A 17,993-nucleotide genomic window follows, 5' to 3' on the forward strand; every position below is an offset into this window, starting at 1 on the left:
TCTAGGGAGTGGTGAGCCGTGCCGACCATTGATCTGACTGCGGGCCGAGTGCACTACGTGGAATCCGGGGAGGGGCCGCCGGTCGTCTTCCTACACGGCCTGTTGATGAACCACATCGTCTGGGACGGGGTGATCGACCTGCTACCGCCGCACTACCGATGCATCCGTCCGACATTGCCGTTGGGCGGGCACACGGAACCTCTGAAGGTCGACGCCGATCTGTCGATGCACGGTTTGAACGTGCTGATCGCCGAATTCCTTGAGGCTCTCGAGTTGGACGATGTGACCGTGGTTCACAGCGACTGGGGCGGCGGGCTCTTCCTCACCGCCTACGGTCTCGATCAACGCGTCGGCGCGATCGTCGCCCTACCCTGTGAGGCCTTCGACAACTTCCCGCCCGGGCTCCCGGGCGTTGCAGCCAGGGCGGCGGCCTACCTTCCAGGTGGCGTGTGGTTCGCCCTGTGGCAGATGCGGATCCGCTGGCTGTCGAGGCTGCCGATGTCCTTCGGATGGATGACGACTGCATCGCTGGACGACGCCATGGTGCGCGGCTGGACCGAACCGGGCCTCAACGACTCGAGGGTCCGGCGTGATCTTCTCAAGTACCTTCGCTCTGGCTTCGACAAGCGTGTGCTGATTGAGAACACCGAAGCGCTGAAGCGATTTCCGGGAGAGGCCCTCGTCCTGTGGTCTGCTGCAGGGAAGGTCATGCCCCGAGACCACGGCGTCCGCCTGATTCGTTTGATCCCTCGCTCGACACTCGTCGAAATCGACGACGCTTACGTTCTCGCCCAGATCGACCAGCCCGCGCGTATCGCTGCGGAGCTGTCGCGATTCCTCGCGGGCCGGCACGCGGCCGGGCGTAGAAACGAGTGATGGGTGGAGGTATCGCTGCGAGCGCTTCTGCGAAGCCTAGCGAGCAGCAATACCTCCACCCATCACGGTCACGTCGTGACTACGGAGCCCACGTCCGCGTCGACGCCTCGCCGACCGCTTCCTGCTCCGACTGCACGCTGCCGTGCGCGCGGTTCACCGCGGAGACGACGGCGCGGAGCGATGCGGTGGTGATCGACGGTGCGATCCCCACGCCCCACACGGTGCGGTCCTCGTCGCCCACGCGGACGATCGCCTCGACGTAGGCGGCGGCCTGTGCGTCGTCACCGGCGGACAGGGCGTGCTCGCTGTAATCCAGGACCCGCACGTCGAAGCCGACGGTGCCGATCGCGTCGACGAAGGCCGCGAGCGGACCGTTGCCCTCGCCGGAGATCTCCTGCTCCTTGCCGTTGACCTTGACCACCGCGTCGATGCGGTCCACGCCACCGTCGACCTCGGATGCGGTGACCTTCTGGCGCATCCGCTCCAGGGGCAGGATCGGGTCGATGTACTCGCCGGCGAAGACGTCCCACATCTCCTTGGGCGTCACCTCGCCGCCCTCGCCGTCGGTGATCTTCTGCACCGACTGGCTGAACTCGATCTGCAGGCGGCGCGGCAGCGCCAGGCCGTGGTCCGACTTCATGATGTACGCGACGCCACCCTTGCCGGACTGGCTGTTCACGCGGATCACGGCCTCGTACGAGCGGCCCACGTCCTTCGGGTCGATCGGCAGGTAGGGCACCTGCCACAGGATGTCGTCGACGTCCTTATCGGCCTCGTCGGCGTCGATCTTCATCTGATCGAGGCCCTTATTGATGGCGTCCTGGTGGCTGCCGGAGAAGGCGGTGTACACCAGATCGCCGCCGTACGGGTGGCGCTCGGGCACGGGCAGCTGGTTGCAGTACTCGACCGTGCGCCGGATCTCGTCGATATCGGCGAAGTTGATCTGCGGATCGATGCCGCGGCTGAACATGTTGAGGCCCAAGGTGACCAGACAGACGTTGCCGGTGCGCTCGCCGTTGCCGAACAGGCAGCCCTCGATGCGGTCGGCGCCGGCCAGGTAGCCCAGCTCGGCCGCGGACACGCCTTCACCGCGGTCGTTGTGCGGGTGCAGCGACAGGATCACCGAATCCCGGCGGGCCAGGTTGCGGCTCATCCACTCGATCGAGTCCGCGTAGACGTTCGGGGTCGCCATCTCGACGGTGGCCGGCAGGTTCAGGATCATCGGCTTCTCCGGTGTGGGAGCGATGATCTCGGTCACGGCGTCGCACACCTCCTTGGCGAAGGAGAGCTCGGTGCCGGTGTACGACTCGGGCGAGTATTCGTAGCGCCACGAGGTGTCCGGGTACTTCTTCTGCTCTTCGAGCACCTTGTGCGCAGCGTCGGTGGCGATCTTCTTGATCGCCGCCTTATCGGCGCGGAAGACCACGCGGCGCTGCAGTACGGAGGTGGAGTTGTAGAAGTGCACGATCACGTTCTTCGCGCCCTGGCAGGCCTCGAAGGTGCGCTCGATCAGCTCGTCGCGGCACTGCACCAGCACCTGGATCGTGACGTCGTCGGGGATGGCGCCGTCCTCGATGATCTCGCGCACGAAGTCGAAATCGGTCTGGCTGGCGGACGGGAATCCGACCTCGATCTCCTTGTAGCCCATACGAACCAGGAGATCGAACATGCGGCGCTTGCGCGCCGGGCTCATCGGATCGATGAGCGCCTGATTGCCGTCGCGCAGGTCGACGGCGCACCACAGCGGGGCGGTCTGGGCGACCTTGTCGGGCCACGTGCGGTCGGGGAGCGAGATCTGCTCGACCTCGTCGGCGTACGAGCGGTACCGGTGATTCGGCATGGCGCTCGAGCGCTGCGGGTTCCACGCGGGCTGCCCGGGATTGCGCGGGCCGGCCGGTGCGGAGATCTTCGATACGCCGGAGGTGTAGGAATCGGCTGCAGGACTCATGGTGACGAGGCTACTTTCTCGTATCTCCCCACGGATCAGGGGGAGGAAAGCCGGCGGAGAAGCCGGGAGGGACTCGACCGGCGCTGCCGTTGCACGGCTCAACCCGCGACGGGGAGCCGGTCTGGATCAGGCCCCGCCGCGGCAACCGAGGAGAAGGGCGCGCCGCTGCACACCATCACGATAACCCACGGCCGGCGAATCCGGACCCCGGGCCGTCCAGTCGGGGCGAAGACGCGGTGTCAGCACGATGAAGACCTGATGACAACGACTGTGATCTAGAACACGATCTAGTCGGGGTCGGTGAACTTCCAGCACCGCATTATTTCGAATGTTGCATCGACGACGCGCTCTCAATGATCCTTCAGCAGCGCAAATCGCCAGCTTGCCTACTGGGTAGTGAACTTCGTCAAACTATACGTCGTTCGACCTGCGGTCTTTAAAGCGGTGCGCCCCTAAAATAACCATGGTTATGAATGTTGCGATTTCAACGAGACGCTCCCTACAATTCTTGCGATTGCAAGGCTCGGAGTTTGCAACGCGACAGTAGGAGAGCTTGGTGGACCACGTGGTGCACTCCCTGACCGGAGCCCAGTACGGAATGTGGCTGAGTCAGCAGATGTCGCCCGACGTCTCCTACTCGGTGGCGCAGTACGTGGACTTCCGCGGCGCGCTCGACGTCGAGCAGATGACAGCGGCGACCCGCGCGGCCAGCGACGAGTTCGTCTCTCCCTATGTGCGCATCGACGTCGACGAGTCGGGCACCCCGATCCAGCGGATCGACCACACCATCGACGCCGGTGCCCAGGTGATCGACATCGGCCTGGCCGACCTGCCCGAGGAGGAGCGCGTCGCAGCCGCCGTCGAGTGGATGCGCGCCGAGTACTCGCGCCCGCTCGACCTGGCCACGGATGAGCTGATCATCAACCGCCTGATCGAGGTCTCCGAGGACCGCTGGTTCTGGTACGCCCGCGCGCACCACGCCGTGATCGACGGTTACGGCGCCTCCACGCTGCAGCGCCGGGTCGCCGAGTTGTACACCGCGCTCGTCACCGGTGAGGACGCGCCCGCGCTCAAGCCGAAGCCCCTCGCACCCGAGGGCTTCGTCAACGCCGAGGAGAAGTACTTCGCATCCGCGCGCGCCGAGGGCGACGCGCAGTACTGGTCCGGCATCGTCCCCACCCTGCCCGAGGCGGCGGGTCTGGGCCGGCGGATCAGCGGCCCGTCCCCGCTGAACCTGCGCCACAACGGCGATTCCAGCCACGAGATGGGTGCCCGCCTCGACGCCGGTGCCGAGCGTCTCGGCACCAACCGGTCCGGCCTCGTCATCGCCGCCTTCGGCGCGTACGTCGCGGCGATCGCCGGACGCGACGAGATCTCGATCGCCGTGCCGGTCGCGGCCCGCACCACCGCCGCCTTGCGCGGCTCCACCGGCATGACCGCGAACGTGCTCCCCGTCCCGGTCCGCGTGGGCGAGGGCGCCACCGTCTCCGACGTGGTCGACGGCACCGGTCTCGACCTGCGCAACGGCCTGCGGCACCAGCTCTACCCAGCGGCCCGGATGGAGGCGCCCACCCTGCGCGAGGGCGTGGTGGGTTCCACCTTCGGCGACACCATCAACATCATGATGTTCTCGACCGCGATCACCCTGGGCGAGACCGACGGCAAGCTCAATCTGCTCACCTCCGGACCGGCGGAGGACGTGGCCGTCACCGTCTACGAGTCCGAGCAGGGCGCTGTCCGGATCGACATGGAGGCCAACCCGGCCACCTACACCGAGGCCGATCTCGCGGCGCATCACGCGCGCTTCATGGAGTACCTCGACCGGTTCGCGGCCACCGCCGGCCCCACTCCGCTCTCGCAGCTGGCCGTCGCCACCGAGTCCGAGGCCGAGGCCTGGAAGCGGTTCGCGGGTGCCACCGCCGACGCCCCCGCCGCTGCCGGCCCCTCGGTCCCGATGCCGGAACTGCTGCGCCGCACCGCCGCGGCTGAACCCGATCGGGTGGCCGTGGTCGACGGTGATCGCAGCATCACCTACGCCGAACTCGATCAGTACAGCGACCGCCTCGCGCGCTACCTGATGTCCGTGGGTGCGAAGCCGGAAGAACGTGTCGCGCTGCGTATCCCGCGTTCCCTCGAATCCGTGATCGCCGTGTGGGCGGTCACCAAGACCGGTGCGGCCTTCGTGCCGATCGACCCGAAGCTGCCCGCCGAGCGCGCCGAGCACATCGGCGAGGCCGCGGCGCCCGTCGCCACCGTCACGCCCGCCGACCTGGCCCGCGTCTGGGGTCCGGGCGCGAGCGCCGGCTCCGGTGCCGCCGATTGGCCCGAGATCTCGCTCGACACCCCGGCCTACCTCATCTTCACCTCGGGCTCGACCGGCCGCCCCAAGGGCGTCAGCGTCACCCATAACGGACTGTCGAGCCTCGCGGCCGAGCTGGTGCGCTCGCACGGGCTGCCCGACGGTGCGCGGGTCATGCACTTCGTCTCGCCCGGCTTCGACGCCTCCGTGCTCGAACTGCTCATGGCGGTCGACAGCCGATCCACCCTGGTGGTCGTGCCGCCCGATGTCTACGGCGGAGAGGAACTCACCGAGATCCTGGCGCGCGAGAAGGTCAACGGCGGCTTCATCACCCCCGCCGCGCTGGCCACCCTCGATCCGGCCGAGCTGCCCGAGCTCACCTCGCTCGGCGTGGGCGGCGACACCGTGCCGCAGGCCCTGGTCGACACCTGGGCGCCGAACCGGAACCTGGTCAACGTCTACGGCCCCACCGAGACCACCATCGCGGTGACGCTCGGCGAACTGACCGCCGGCGAGCCCGTGCGGCTCGGCGGCCCGATCCCGGGCACCCGTCTGTACGTTCTCGACTCCTACCTCCGCCCCGCCGCGGCCGGCGTCGCGGGCGAGCTGTACATCTCCGGCCCGGGAATCGCCCGCGGCTACCACGGCAACCCGGTGCTCACCGCGGAACGGTTCGTGGCCAACCCCTTCGAGGACGACGGTGCGCGGATGTACCGCACCGGCGACCTCGTTCGCTGGACTGAGTCCGGATCGCTGGAGTTCCTCGGCCGCATCGACTCCCAGGTGAAGCTGCGCGGCTTCCGCATCGAGCTGGGCGAGATCGACGCCGCCGTGATGCGGGTACCGGGCACCGAACGCGCCGTGACCGTGGTCTCGGGCGACGACACCGCCACCGCGGAGCTGATCACCTACGTGACCGGAACCGCGGCCGTGGACGCGATCACCGCGAGCATCGCGGGCGAGCTGCCCGCCTACATGGTGCCCGCGCACATCATCGCGCTCGACGAGTTCCCGCTCACCGTCAACGGCAAGGTCGATCACAAGAAGCTGCCGCAGCCCGAGCGCACCGTCGCCGCCGCGTCCACCGGCCGCGTGCCCAAGACCGACGCCGAGAAGCTCGTGGCCGAGGCCTTCGCCGAGGTGATCCCGGGCGTCGACAAGGACAAGCTCAACGTCACCACCACGCTCTTCGACCTCGGCGGGAACTCGCTGTCGGCCACCCGCATCGCGGCCCGCGTCGGCTCGGCCACCGGCAGCCGGGTCAGTGTGGCCACCGTCTTCGCCCACCCCACGGTCGAGGGGCTCGCCTCCGCGATCGGCGGCGCCCCCGCGCCCGCCCCGGAGCCCGAGGACATCATCCACGCCGATCCCGCCACCGAGGATCGGGCCGAGGAAGCGGCCGACCTGCTCCCCGCACAGCATCAGATGTGGGTGCGCAACCGGGTCAGTCCCGATGGCTCGTACCACATTCCGGTCGCGCTGCACCTGCGCGGCGACGTGGACGTCTCCGCGATGCGCGCCGCCCTCGGCGACGTGGTCGCCCGGCACACGCCGCTGCGCACCGTGTACCGCAACGGACCCACCGCGGGCGAGCCCGAGGTGCAGGTGCTGCCCGCCGGACCGAACCTGGTGCCCTTCACCGAGCGCGAGGTCGCCGAGGACGAGCTGACGGCCGCCTCGGTCGAATACGCCGGTGAGCCCTTCGATCTGGCCGCCGACGTGCCGATCCGCGCGCGCCTGTACAAGGTCGATGCCAAGCATCAGGTGCTCGTCCTGGTGATCCACCACATCGCCGCGGACGGCTGGTCGATGATGCCGCTGGCCGGCGATCTCGCCTCCGCCTACGCGGTGCGTACCCAGGGCAAGGCGCCGCGCTTCGCGCCGCTGCCGCGCACGTACACCGAGCACGCCCGCTCCTACAAGCGCCGTCTCACCGGCGCCCCCCGCGAGGCACTCGACGCCTTCTGGGCCGAGACCCTCGCCAATCCGCCGGCCGAATCGGTACCGCCAGCCGCGGTGCCGCGATCCGGCGGCGTGGTCTCCGGCGCGAGGTCGATCGGCACCCGCGTGGCGCCCGAGGTGTGGGCCGGAGTCGCCGGCCTCGCCCGTGCCCACGTGACCACCCCGTTCATCGTGGTGCACGCCGCGCTGGCCGCCGCGATCACGCGCCTGTCCGGCCAGGAGGACCTGGTGATCGGTACCGCTGTCGCCGGTCGTGGCGAAGCGGAACTCGACGGCCTCGTCGGCATGTTCGTCAACTCGATCCCGCTGCGCACCCGGACGCCGCAGAGCGCCACCTTCGCGCAGCACCTGAGCGCCGTGAGCCGGGGCGACCTGGAGGCGCTGGACAATTCGGATCTGCCCTTCGAATCGGTGCTCGAACTGGTCGACCCGCCGCGCGCGGCCGGCCGGCACCCGATCTTCCAGGTGATGCTGAACCAGCGCCCGTTCGACACCCAGCACTTCCCGATGGCCGGCATCGACGTCGAGGTGGTGCCGGTCGACGTCCCGATCGCCCGCTTCGACCTCGAGGTCACCCTGACCGGCGACGGCACCATCGAGCTGCGCTACGCCTCCGAGCTCTACCGCACGGAGCAGGCCGAGTCGATCCTGGACGCGATCGTCTCCGTGCTCACCGCGGTCGGCGGCAACCCCGAGCTCACCATCGCGGAACTGCCGATCATGTCCGAGCAGCGCCTCGCCGAGCTCACCCCGGTGCGCGGCGTTCCCGCCGATTTCCACACGCCGCTCGGGCAGCTCATGCGCGAGGTGGCACGCACCTTCTCGGAGCGGCCCGCCGTCATCGACGGTGACCGCACCCTCACCTACCGCGAGCTGTACGCGGAGGCCCGCAAGGTGGCCGCCGCGGTGATCGCCGCGGGTTCGCGCCCGGGCGAGGCGGTTCTCACCGACCTGCCGCGCTCCGCGGAATCCGTGATCGCCTTCTGGGGCATCGCGCTCGCCGGAGCCGCTGTGGCCCCGGTGGATCCGCGCTACCCGCAGGAACGCCGTGACTACATCGCGGACGACATCCGCGCGCGGGTCGGCGTCACCGCCTCGGGCGGCGCACCCGGTCTCAAGTGGATCGCCATGGACCGGATCGACGAGGACGGCCCGGGTTACGACCCGCAGATCGTGCCGAGCATCGACGACGCCGCCTACGTGATCTACACCTCCGGTTCCACCGGCAAGCCGAAGGGCACCGTGGTCACCCACCGCGGCCTGGAGAACTTCGCCGAGGAACTGCACGTGCGGATGCAGACCGGCAGCGATACCCGCGTGATGGCCTTCGCCTCCACCGCCTTCGACGCCACCGTGCTCGAGCACCTCATGGCGCTGCGGGTCGGGGCGCCGCTGGTGATCGTCCCCGCCGCCACCACGGGCGGCCGCGAACTCGAGCGCGTGATCGCCGACAACGGTGTCACGCACGGCTTCCTGACCCCGTCCACGCTGGCCACCCTGGAGCCGGAGAACGTGCCCGGATGGAAGAACGTGCTCGCCGGTGGCGAGGCGATCAACCCCGGACTCGCGGCCAAGTGGAGCGCCGGCCGCAGCCTGCACAACGGCTACGGGCCCACCGAGACCACGATCATCACGGCGATGTCGGATCCCCTCTCGGGCGACGGACGCGTGCCGATCGGCCCGCCCGTGCGCGGGCAGGAGCTGATGGTGCTCGACGACCTGCTGCGCCCCGTGCCCGTGGGCATGCCGGGCGAGCTCTACGTGGCCGGGCCGCAGCTGGCGCGCGGGTACCACCGCCGCGCGCAGCTCACCGCGTCGCGCTTCGTGGCGAACCCGTACGGGGCACCCGGTTCCCGGATGTACCGCACCGGCGACGTGGTTCGCTGGGTCCGTTCGGATTCGGGCGACCTGATCATCGACTTCGTGGGCCGCAACGACTTCCAGGTGAAGATCCGCGGTATCCGGATCGAGCTGGGCGAGATCGACTCCACCATCGGCACCATGCCGGGCGTGGGCTTCGTCTCGACCCAGGTGCGACCCGGCCCCGACGGCCAGCCCGCCCTGGTGGCCTACGTCAAGGGCGATGCCATCGATCCGGCCGCGGTGCGCTCCTTCGTGCGCACCCGACTGCCCGGCTTCATGGTGCCGGCCGCCGTCGTGGTGATCGACACCGTGCCGATGGGCAGCACGGGCAAGCTCGACAACGCCGCGCTCCCCGAGCCGCGGTTCGGCGGCACCGGTAACGCCGCGGCCACGCCGACCACCCCGGGCGAGGCCCGTGTCGTGGAGGCCTTCCGCAAGGTGCTGGGCAACGAGCAGATCGGCGTCGAGGACGACTTCTTCGACCTCGGCGGGAACTCGCTGTCCGCCAACGAGCTCGTGGGCCTGCTGGGCAACGGCATCGAGGTGCGCACCGTCTTCGACCTGCGCACCCCGTCGGCCATCGCGGCCGCACTCACCGGCGATCCCGATTCGATCGCCCACGAGGCGGCACTCGAGGACCAGGGCCTGCGCCGCGTGCAGCGCGGCGACCGCATGCCGCTGTCGTCTGCGCAGGAGCGGATGTGGCTGCAGAACAAGATCGATCCCGGCCCCACCTACAACATCGGCGCGGCGTTCTTCGCGGCGCGCCCGGTGGACAAGCGCATCCTCGACGAGGCGCTGCGGGACGTGCTCGCACGTCACGAGAGCCTGCGCACCCGCTACCCGTCCGGCACCGAGGGCCCGTACCAGGAGATCCTGGCCGCGGACGCGCCCGCGGTGCAGGAGTTCGCCGCCGAGCAGGGCACGGCCGCCTCCACCGTGAGCAACCAGCGCGATGCCATCGCCGAGTTCGTGGCCCGGCCCTTCGCGCTCAACCGCGATCTGCCGATCCGGCTGCTCACTGCTCCCACGGGCACCGGCTCGATCCTCGCGATCGCGGTGCACCACATCGCCGCCGACGGTGCCTCGGTGGTGCCGCTGACGCGCGACCTGATGGCCGCCTACCTCTCGCGCACCGCGGGGAACGCACCGCAGTGGGAGGAGCTGCCGCTGCAGTACGCCGACTACGCGGTGTGGCAGCGCGGCCAGGCCGATAAGGACGCCGGCGCGGTGGACTACTTCGCCGAGCGCCTGCGCGGCATCCCGGACGAGAGCTCCTTCCCTGCCGACGGCCCGCGTCCGACCATCGGATCGACCGACGCCGGTGAGGTGGCCGTGGTGCTGCCGCCCGCGCAGCGGGAGGCCCTGGCCGAGTTCGCCGCCCGGCGCGGTGTCTCGGTGTTCATGGTGCTGCACGCGGCGCTCGCCGCGCTGCTGCACCGGGTGAACGGCGCCGACGACGTGGTCGTGGGCACCCCGGTGATCGGCCGCACCGATCGTCGCCTCCGTGACGTGGTGGGCATGTTCGTCAACACCGTGGCACTGCGCACCCAGGTCAAGGGCGAGGAGCCCTTCAACGCCCTCGTCGACCGCATCCGCAGCGGCGATCTCGACGACCTCGTGCACGCCACGGCGCCCTTCGAGCGCGTCATCGAGGCGGTCTCGCCGCCGCGCAGCCGCGATCGGCACCCGCTGTTCCAGGTGGTGCTCAGCCACCAGAACCTCGGTGATCCGCTCAGCGTGATCAGCTCCGACGGCGGCGGCATGTTCGATCTCGAGCCGCTCGATCTGGCCGCGGCCACCACCACCTTCGACGCCACCTTCGAGGTGCGCGAGGTGGAGGAGGGCATGCGCTTCAACCTGCGCTACCGCACCGACCTCTACACCCGCGGCACCGCCGAGGGCATCGTCAAGCGCCTGGTGCGGCTGGTCACCGAGGGTGTCGCCGCGCCCACCACCGCCGTGGCCGACCTGCCGGTGCTGCTGCCCGAGGAGGAGGAGATCTTCCTCCGCGCCAACAGCTCCGTCGAACCGCACACGATGGCCGAGATCCTGGCCCGCGCGGTGCGCCAGCGCCCGGGCGATCCGGCGCTGCGCGACGGTGCCGTGCGCTACACCTACTCCGAGCTGGACTCGGCGGTCACGGCCCTGGCCAACCGCCTCTCCGGCCTCGGCGTGGGAGCGGGAACCCGTGTGGCGGTCTCGATCCCGCGCTCCGCGGCATCGGTGATCGCGTTCTGGGCGGTCGCACGGATCGGCGCCGTGTACGTGCCGGTCGACCCGAACTACCCGGCCGAGCGGATCAAGTACATCCTCGACGATGCGACGCCCACCATGGGCCTGTCGGTGCGCGAGGCCGTGGGCGGCCTGCCGAAGGACATCGACTGGGTGCTGGTGGATCCGGGCGCGTCCCGGGTGCAGCACCCGCCGGTCGTCACGGCCGTGCCCGCGCACGTGGACGATCCCGCGTACGTCATCTACACGTCGGGTTCCACCGGGCGCCCCAAGGGCGTCGTCGTCCCGCACCGCGGCCTGGCCGCGATGGCCGACACCCTGGTGCGGCAGCACGCCGTGGGCAACGGCGCTCGCGTGCTGCACTTCGCCTCGCCCAGCTTCGATGCATCGATCCTCGAGCTGCTGCTCGCGACCTGGTCGCGCGCCGAGCTGGTGATCGCACCGACCACGCTGTACGGCGGCTCGGACCTCGGCGACTTCCTCGCCGACAACGAGGTGACCCACGCCTTCATCACCCCCGCGGCGCTGGCCACGATCCCGGATCGCGATCTGCCGCTGCTCGAGGCCCTGAGCGTGGGCGGCGACGTGCTGCAGACCGAGCTGGCCCGCCGCTGGTCCAACGGCCGGATCCTGATCAACGCCTACGGCCCGACCGAGGTGACCATCGCCGCGACGATGGGCCCGGTGGACGCCGACAGCGTGAGCATCGGCAGCGCCGTGAGCGATGCGCAGCTGATGATCTGCGACGAGCGGCTGAACCTGGTGCCGCCCGGCGCCGTGGGCGAGCTGTACGTGGCCGGCCCCGGCATCGCCCACGGCTACCTGGACCGCCCCGACCTGACCGCCTCGCGATTCGTGGCGAACCCCTACAGCGATGCCGAGGGCTACAAGCGCATGTACCGGACCGGAGACCTCGTGCGCTGGCGCGCCTCGGACTCGGGCGATCCCGTGCTCGAGTTCGTGGGCCGCAGCGACGATCAGCTCAAGGTGCGCGGCTTCCGCGTGGAGCCGGGCGAGGTGGCCACCGCGATCGAGACGCATCCGTCGGTCCGCCAGGCCGTCGTGGTCGTGGATCGCGGAGACGGCTCGGTCGAGGCGCAGGCCGCGGCGCGGCTGGTGGCCTACTACGTGGCCGACGGCGTGCTCGCCGCGGAGTCCGTGCGCACGCACATCGCGGATCGGTTGCCGCGGCACATGATCCCGTCCGTTCTCGTCCAGATCGACCGGGTGCCGGTCACGCCGCACGGCAAGACCGACCTCAAGGCGCTGCCGCCGGTGGCGTCCGAGCCGGTGAAGGTGGTCGCCCCGCCGGAGCCGGTTGCGCCCGCCGAGCCGGTCGCGATCGTGGAATCCCCGGCACCGGCCACCTCGCCGCGGGTGATCCGGCCCGAGGAGCCCGCCGCTCCCGCCCAGCCGGTGGTACCGGCGGCGCTGCTCAAGGCCGCTGCCGCCGCGCCGAAGAAGGCCGAGCCCGTCGTCGAGCCCTCCCGTCCCGCCGCCTCGGCGAGCATGGAAAGCGCCGTCGCCGAGGTGCTCTCGGACGTACTCGGTGTTCCCTCCCTGGGCCAGGACGACGACTTCTTCACGATGGGCGGCACCTCGCTGCAGGCCGCGATCGCCGTCGACCGGCTGCGGGAGCGGTTCGGCGCGGAGGAGGCCAGCATCCGCTGGTTCTTCGAGGACGCCACCGTGGGATCGCTGGCCGCCCGCATCGCGGGCAACCCGGGACCGGTGCCCACCACGGCTGTGATCACCGGCGTGGCAGCGGATTCCGATACCGCGATCACCGATCCGATCCTGCCGCTGCGCGCGGGTACTGCGGGCATCGACCCGCTGTACTGCGTGCATCCCGCGGTGGGCCTGGCGTGGAACTACCTGGGGCTGAGCAGCGAGCTCGATCCGAGCATCCCGATCATCGGCCTGCAGGCACCCGGCATCTCGCATCCGATGCCTCCCGCCGATTCGATCAAAGAGCTCGCGCGCGGCTACGTCCGGTCGATCCGGGCCACCCGCCCGCACGGCCCGTACAACCTGCTCGGCTGGAGCCTCGGTGGCCTCATCGCGCACGAGATGGCGGTGGAACTGCGCAGTCTCGGCGAGAAGGTGAATCTCGCGCTCATGGACGCGTACCCGCTGGGCGAGTACCGCGGTCCGCGCGAGGAGATGACGATCGCCAGCCTGCTGCGCGAGTTCGTCGGCCTCGACATCGACGAGGACACCGAGATCAGCACCGACGAGGCGCTCGATCTGCTCGCCGGCGCGGGCGGTCCGGCGCGCGAGCTCTCGCGCGGCCAGATGGAGCGGCTGTACTCGAACTACCGGCACAACGTCTCGCTCGGGTACTCCCATGTCCCGCGCGAGTACGACGGCAACATCCTGGTGTTCCGTGCCACCGAGCAGCCCACGGGCGGCCTGATCCCGCAGCTGTGGCGGCCCTACGTCACCGGCCTGGTGCAGGTGCACGACATCGAGGCCACGCACAACCAGCTCGGCTCGGCCCCGGCGATCGACGAGGTCGCCCGCACGATGAACGTCTTCCTCACCGGCAACTACACGCCGGTCGCGAAGGCGAACTCCGCATCGCTCGACGATCAGGAGCCGCTGGTCAGCGTGCGCGGTCTCGCCCGCAAGTACGGGCGCGGTAAGAACGCCGTGTACGCGCTCAACGGGGTCGATCTCGACATCGCTCCCGGGAGCGTGCACGCGCTGCTCGGACCCAACGGTGCCGGCAAGACCACCACGGTGAAGATCATCGCGACGCTGCTCGAACCCTCCTCGGGTTCGGTCACGATCGACGGGGTCGACGCGCTCGCCGATCCGCGGAAGGCACGGTCGATCATCGGCCTGTCCGGCCAGTACTCGGCGGTCGACGAGAACCTCACGGGACGCGAGAACCTCGAGATGTTCGCGCGCCTCTACGGTTTCGACAAGGATTCGGCGAAGGCCCGGGCGAACGAGCTGCTCAAGCAGTTCCGCCTGACCAAGGCCGCCGATCGCCGGTCGGGCACCTACTCCGGCGGTATGCGCCGCCGGCTCGACCTGGCCGGCGCGATCATCGCCCGCCCGCGCCTGGTGGTGCTCGACGAGCCGACCACCGGTCTCGATCCCCGCAGCCGCAAGGACGTGTGGGACGTGATCGCCCGGCTGAGCAAGGAGGACGGCATCGCGGTGCTGCTCACCACGCAGTACCTCGACGAGGCCGAGCTGCTGGCCGATCTGGTCACGATCATCGATCAGGGCCGGATCATCCGCAGCGGCACCGTGCCCGAGCTCAAGTCCGCCGCGGCGGCCGATCTCATCCAGATCGGGCTCCGCGAACGCGACCGGGCGACGGCCTGGCCGATCCTGGCGCGGCACGCCATCGACGGCACCGCGATCCGCGAGGCCTCCGGCCTGTGCGCGATCCGGGTGGCCGACGGCCAGCAGAAGATCGTCGCCGTACTCAACGACCTTCGTGAGGTGGGCGTGATCGCCGACAGCGCGATGCTGCGCGAGGCGACCCTGGACGACGTCTTCTTCGCGCTCACCGGCGAGGACGCGAACAAGAGCACCGAGGAGACCAACTGATGACCGCGATCACCTTCCCGCAGGAGCGGGCGTCGTCGCTGAGCGGGTTCTTCAGCGACTGCGCCGTGATGACGCGGCGCAATCTGACCACCCTGGTGCGCATTCCGCAGCTGCTGTTGTCGGCCACGGTGCAACCGATCATGTTCGTGGTGCTGTTCAGCTACGTCTTCGGATCGGCGCTCGGCGGTGATGTGGGCAGCGGGACCTACCGCGAGTTCCTCCTCGGCGGCATCCTGGTGCAGACCGTGGCCTTCAGCGCCGCGCCCACCGCGATCGGTGTGGCCTCGGACATGAAGAACGGCATCATCGACCGGTTCTGTTCGCTGCCCATGTCGCGGCTGTCGATCCTGGTGGGGCGCACCGTCTCCGACCTGTTGGTCAATGTGATCAGCGTGGCCGTGATGCTGGGCGTCGGCCTCCTCGTGGGCTGGCGGATGCGGGGCAACTGGCTGGACGCGGCGGTCTCGCTCGCCGTGCTGCTGTTGTTCGGGTTCGCGATGTCCTGGCTGGGCGCGCTGATCGGCCTGCTGGTGTCGACCCCGGAGTCGGCGCAGGCCGCTCTGATGATCGTGATGTTCCCGTTCGCCTTCATCTCGTCGGCCTTCATCTCCGCGGGTGATCTGCCCGAGCCGCTGCGCACCATCGCGGCCTGGAACCCGGTGACCGCCATGGCCCGCTCGCTGCGCGAGGCCTTCGGCAACCCGCTCAGCCCGAAGCCGGCGATGAACGATCCGATCAACTGGGCCTCCGAACACGCCACGGCGTACGCGGCCCTCAGTTCCGTGGCGATGATCGCGATCATCGTCCCCCTGGCCGCCGTCGCCTACATGCGCCGATAGCGCCGCCCCCGACCACCTGTCACCAACAACCGTCCGAAAGAAGGAGTCACAATGAACAATCCCTTCGACAACGAGTCCGGCGAGTTCGTCGTCCTCATCAACGACGAGGGCCAGCACTCGCTGTGGCCGACCTTCCGCGAGGCCCCCAAGGGCTGGCGGATCGCCTTCGGCGAGGGCGGCCGGTCGCGCGCCGAGTGCCTCGGCTACATCGAGCAGGCGTGGACGGACATCCGTCCGCTCAGCCTGCGCGCCTGACCTTCCACCACACACGGCCGCGTGACCGGCCGGGCCGCGGGCCCGGTCGGTCACATGGCGTGTGGGTACACGCTCACCATGTGGGCGCCGTACCAGCACGTGACCGTGATGATGCCCGCGCAGGTCCAGATCTGGGCCCGGCGGGACCTGCGCGCCAGGGCGATCGCGATGGGGATCAGCAGGACGAAGGCGGGCAGCAGCAGCCGGGGCCGCGACATCATCAGGCCGCCCGAGCCCAGCAGCGAGATCACCACCAGCGAGCCGTACAGCGTGACCGGCCAGGGCATCTTGGAGCGCACCGCGATCACGATCAGCACGATCGAGGCCGCGAGGAGCGCGACCACCGACAGGTCCGCCACGTCCGACCCGTTGATCAGGGTGTAGTTCACGAACTGCCAGGTCTGAAGCCCCATGTCGAAGGTGGTGCCCCAGCCCTCGGTCTGGATCCGGAACCAGCCCGTGAGGCTGCCGGTGTGGTGCGCCACGATCAGCAGGTAGGTGACCCACCCGAGCGGCGTGAGCAGCACGCAGACGGCTGCGCGCAGCCGCTCGGTGCCGGTGGTCGAGAGCACCGCGATCAAAGCAGCCAACGCCACCACCCCGATCAGCACCACGGAGGTGGGGCGGCAGAATCCCGCGAGGGCCGTGCAGATCCCGGCCACCAGCCACCGTCGTTCCATCACCCCGACCAGCGCCCAGCCCGCCAGAGCGCAGTACAGCGCCTCGGTGTAGGCCATGGTGAGGACGATCGCCATCGGGGCGGCCGCGAACAGCACGGTGGTGAGCAGTCCCGCGGTCTGCGCGTACCGGTCCGGCACCTGCGGCATGTGCTCCACGCACAGCTTCCCCAGGCGGTACGCCGCCACGGCCGCGGCGCAGCCCAGGACCACGTTGACGGTGAGCGCCGCGCGGTAGGCGTCGAACCCGGGGAGCTGCGCGACGGCGCGCACCAGCATCGGGAACCCGGGGAAGAAGGCGTACGCGGTGTCGGCGGTGTGTTCGCCGCGGGCGTCCACGAACCGCCACGGCATGTCGTTGTAGCCGTAGGTGGCCAGGCCGATCATCCACTTGCCGTCCCACGCGGTCAGTAGATCGGCGAGGTTCTGATTGCGCAGCTGCGCGAAGCGCGCGAGGACGGCCAGGCCGATACCGCGGATCGCCAGGTAGTAGGCGATCGGCAGCCACACCGACCGGGTCCGCTCGACCAGGCTGCGCGGCGGCGCCTCGGCGCGGGCGGGGGCGGTCGACACGCGTTGCATCGTACCGGCGTCCGGGCGCGTGCCCGGACGTCTTGCATCCGCCGCCGTCACGACGGGCGGCGCGTGATCCCGCACTGCACGGAGTTCTGCCCCGTGCGCTGGCTGATCTCCTTGCCGTTCACCGAGATCGAACAGGTCACCTCACCGGTGCCGACGACGCGCATCGTCAGGCTGTCGCCGATGGCGGCCAGTCCCTGCCATTCCCACGGAAGAGACGAGGCCGGCGGGGGAGCCGAGGAGCCGGTCAGGCCCGTCACCTGCACCGCGCCCGCGCCGGCACCACCGGCGGCCAGCTTCAGCGGGATCATCGTCGTACCGCCCGACGGGGCCGAGGTGGTCGCGAAACCGTCGGTCTCGGTGCCCGGCGCACCGCCGCTCGTGGTGGGCGCACCGGTGGTGGGCGCCCCCGTGGTCGGGGCACCCGAGGAGAAGGTGACCGGGGAAGCGGAGGTCGAGCCGTTGTCCTTGAGCATGAGGCCGATGCCGACGGCCGCTGCCACCGCGAGGATCGCCACCACCGCGGTCAGCCCGATCACGAGGCCCTTGCGGTTGCCGTTTCCGCCGGGCGGCGGGCCGGGCTGCGGATATCCGCCCTGATTCGGCGCGCCGTACTGCGTGGTCGGATAGCCGGCGGGGCCGGGTTGCTGCTGGTAACCGCCCTGCTGGTAGCCGCCCTGCGGATATCCGCCCTGCTGGTAACCCCCCTGCTGGTAGCCGCCCTGCTGGTACGGGCCGCCCGGGTACTGACCGCCCTGGGGGTTCTGCCCGGGGGTCGGGCCGGGGTTCTGGCCTCCGTACGGGTTCATGGGTTCTCCTCGTTTCGGCTTCACAGGCGATTATCCGCGATTCGCTGAACGGTGGGTTGCGCACCGCTTGGAACACGGGGGTTC

7 protein-coding genes are annotated in these 17,993 nt (G+C 70.0%); 4 read left to right on the forward strand and 3 right to left on the reverse strand.

The window, feature by feature from the left end; translation table 11 throughout:
* Positions 1-18: 18 nt before the first annotated feature.
* Positions 19-876, forward strand: coding sequence for an alpha/beta fold hydrolase (locus tag ABD108_RS17040; RefSeq protein ID WP_343930894.1), 858 nt, complete (start codon positions 19-21; stop codon positions 874-876).
* Positions 877-955: 79 nt separating this feature from the next.
* Here the strand turns inward: ABD108_RS17040 and leuA are convergent, their stop codons facing one another.
* Positions 956-2,824: a 2-isopropylmalate synthase gene (gene leuA, locus ABD108_RS17045; protein ID WP_220657400.1), complete on the reverse strand. Its 1,869-nt coding sequence runs from the start codon at positions 2,822-2,824 to the stop codon at positions 956-958.
* Positions 2,825-3,380: 556 nt separating this feature from the next.
* Here leuA and ABD108_RS17050 point away from each other — a divergent pair.
* From ABD108_RS17050 to ABD108_RS17060, 3 genes are read left to right on the forward strand one after another with little or no spacing between them, the layout of a single operon-like run.
* A complete protein-coding gene (locus ABD108_RS17050) occupies positions 3,381-14,750 on the forward strand; it encodes an amino acid adenylation domain-containing protein (protein WP_343930895.1) in 11,370 nt (3,789 codons plus the stop codon).
* Complete coding sequence (locus ABD108_RS17055) at positions 14,750-15,589, forward strand: ABC transporter permease (protein WP_305112366.1); 840 nt, start codon at positions 14,750-14,752, stop codon at positions 15,587-15,589. Before ABD108_RS17050 ends, ABD108_RS17055 begins: the two co-directional genes overlap by 1 nt.
* Before the next feature lie 51 nt (positions 15,590-15,640).
* The gene (locus tag ABD108_RS17060; protein WP_220657403.1) at positions 15,641-15,844 is read left to right on the forward strand and encodes an MbtH family protein; all 204 of its coding nucleotides are present in this window, start codon (positions 15,641-15,643) and stop codon (positions 15,842-15,844) included.
* 50 nt (positions 15,845-15,894) lie between these two features.
* Here ABD108_RS17060 and ABD108_RS17065 read toward each other — a convergent pair whose 3' ends face one another.
* Positions 15,895-17,103 (reverse strand): mannosyltransferase family protein, encoded by a 1,209-nt coding sequence (locus ABD108_RS17065; RefSeq protein ID WP_255585617.1) that lies wholly within the window; start codon positions 17,101-17,103, stop codon positions 15,895-15,897.
* Between the two features lie 47 nt (positions 17,104-17,150).
* Entirely contained in the window at positions 17,151-17,909 is a 759-nt protein-coding gene (locus tag ABD108_RS17070) for a hypothetical protein (protein WP_305112368.1), read from the reverse strand.
* Positions 17,910-17,993 lie beyond the last annotated feature (84 nt).

Source organism: Tsukamurella strandjordii (assembly GCF_039525985.1).
Taxonomy (GTDB): Bacteria; Actinomycetota; Actinomycetes; order Mycobacteriales; family Mycobacteriaceae; genus Tsukamurella; species Tsukamurella strandjordii.

What these genes read in the sequence shown, in the direction of transcription:
- leuA (WP_220657400.1), bottom strand. Translation starts at nt 2,824, where the DNA reads ATGAGTCCTGCAGCCGATTCCTACACCTCCGGCGTATCGAAGATCTCC.
- ABD108_RS17055 (WP_305112366.1), top strand. Translation starts at nt 14,750, where the DNA reads ATGACCGCGATCACCTTCCCGCAGGAGCGGGCGTCGTCGCTGAGCGGG.
- ABD108_RS17060 (WP_220657403.1), top strand. Translation starts at nt 15,641, where the DNA reads ATGAACAATCCCTTCGACAACGAGTCCGGCGAGTTCGTCGTCCTCATC.
- ABD108_RS17065 (WP_255585617.1), bottom strand. Translation starts at nt 17,103, where the DNA reads ATGCAACGCGTGTCGACCGCCCCCGCCCGCGCCGAGGCGCCGCCGCGC.
- ABD108_RS17070 (WP_305112368.1), bottom strand. Translation starts at nt 17,909, where the DNA reads ATGAACCCGTACGGAGGCCAGAACCCCGGCCCGACCCCCGGGCAGAAC.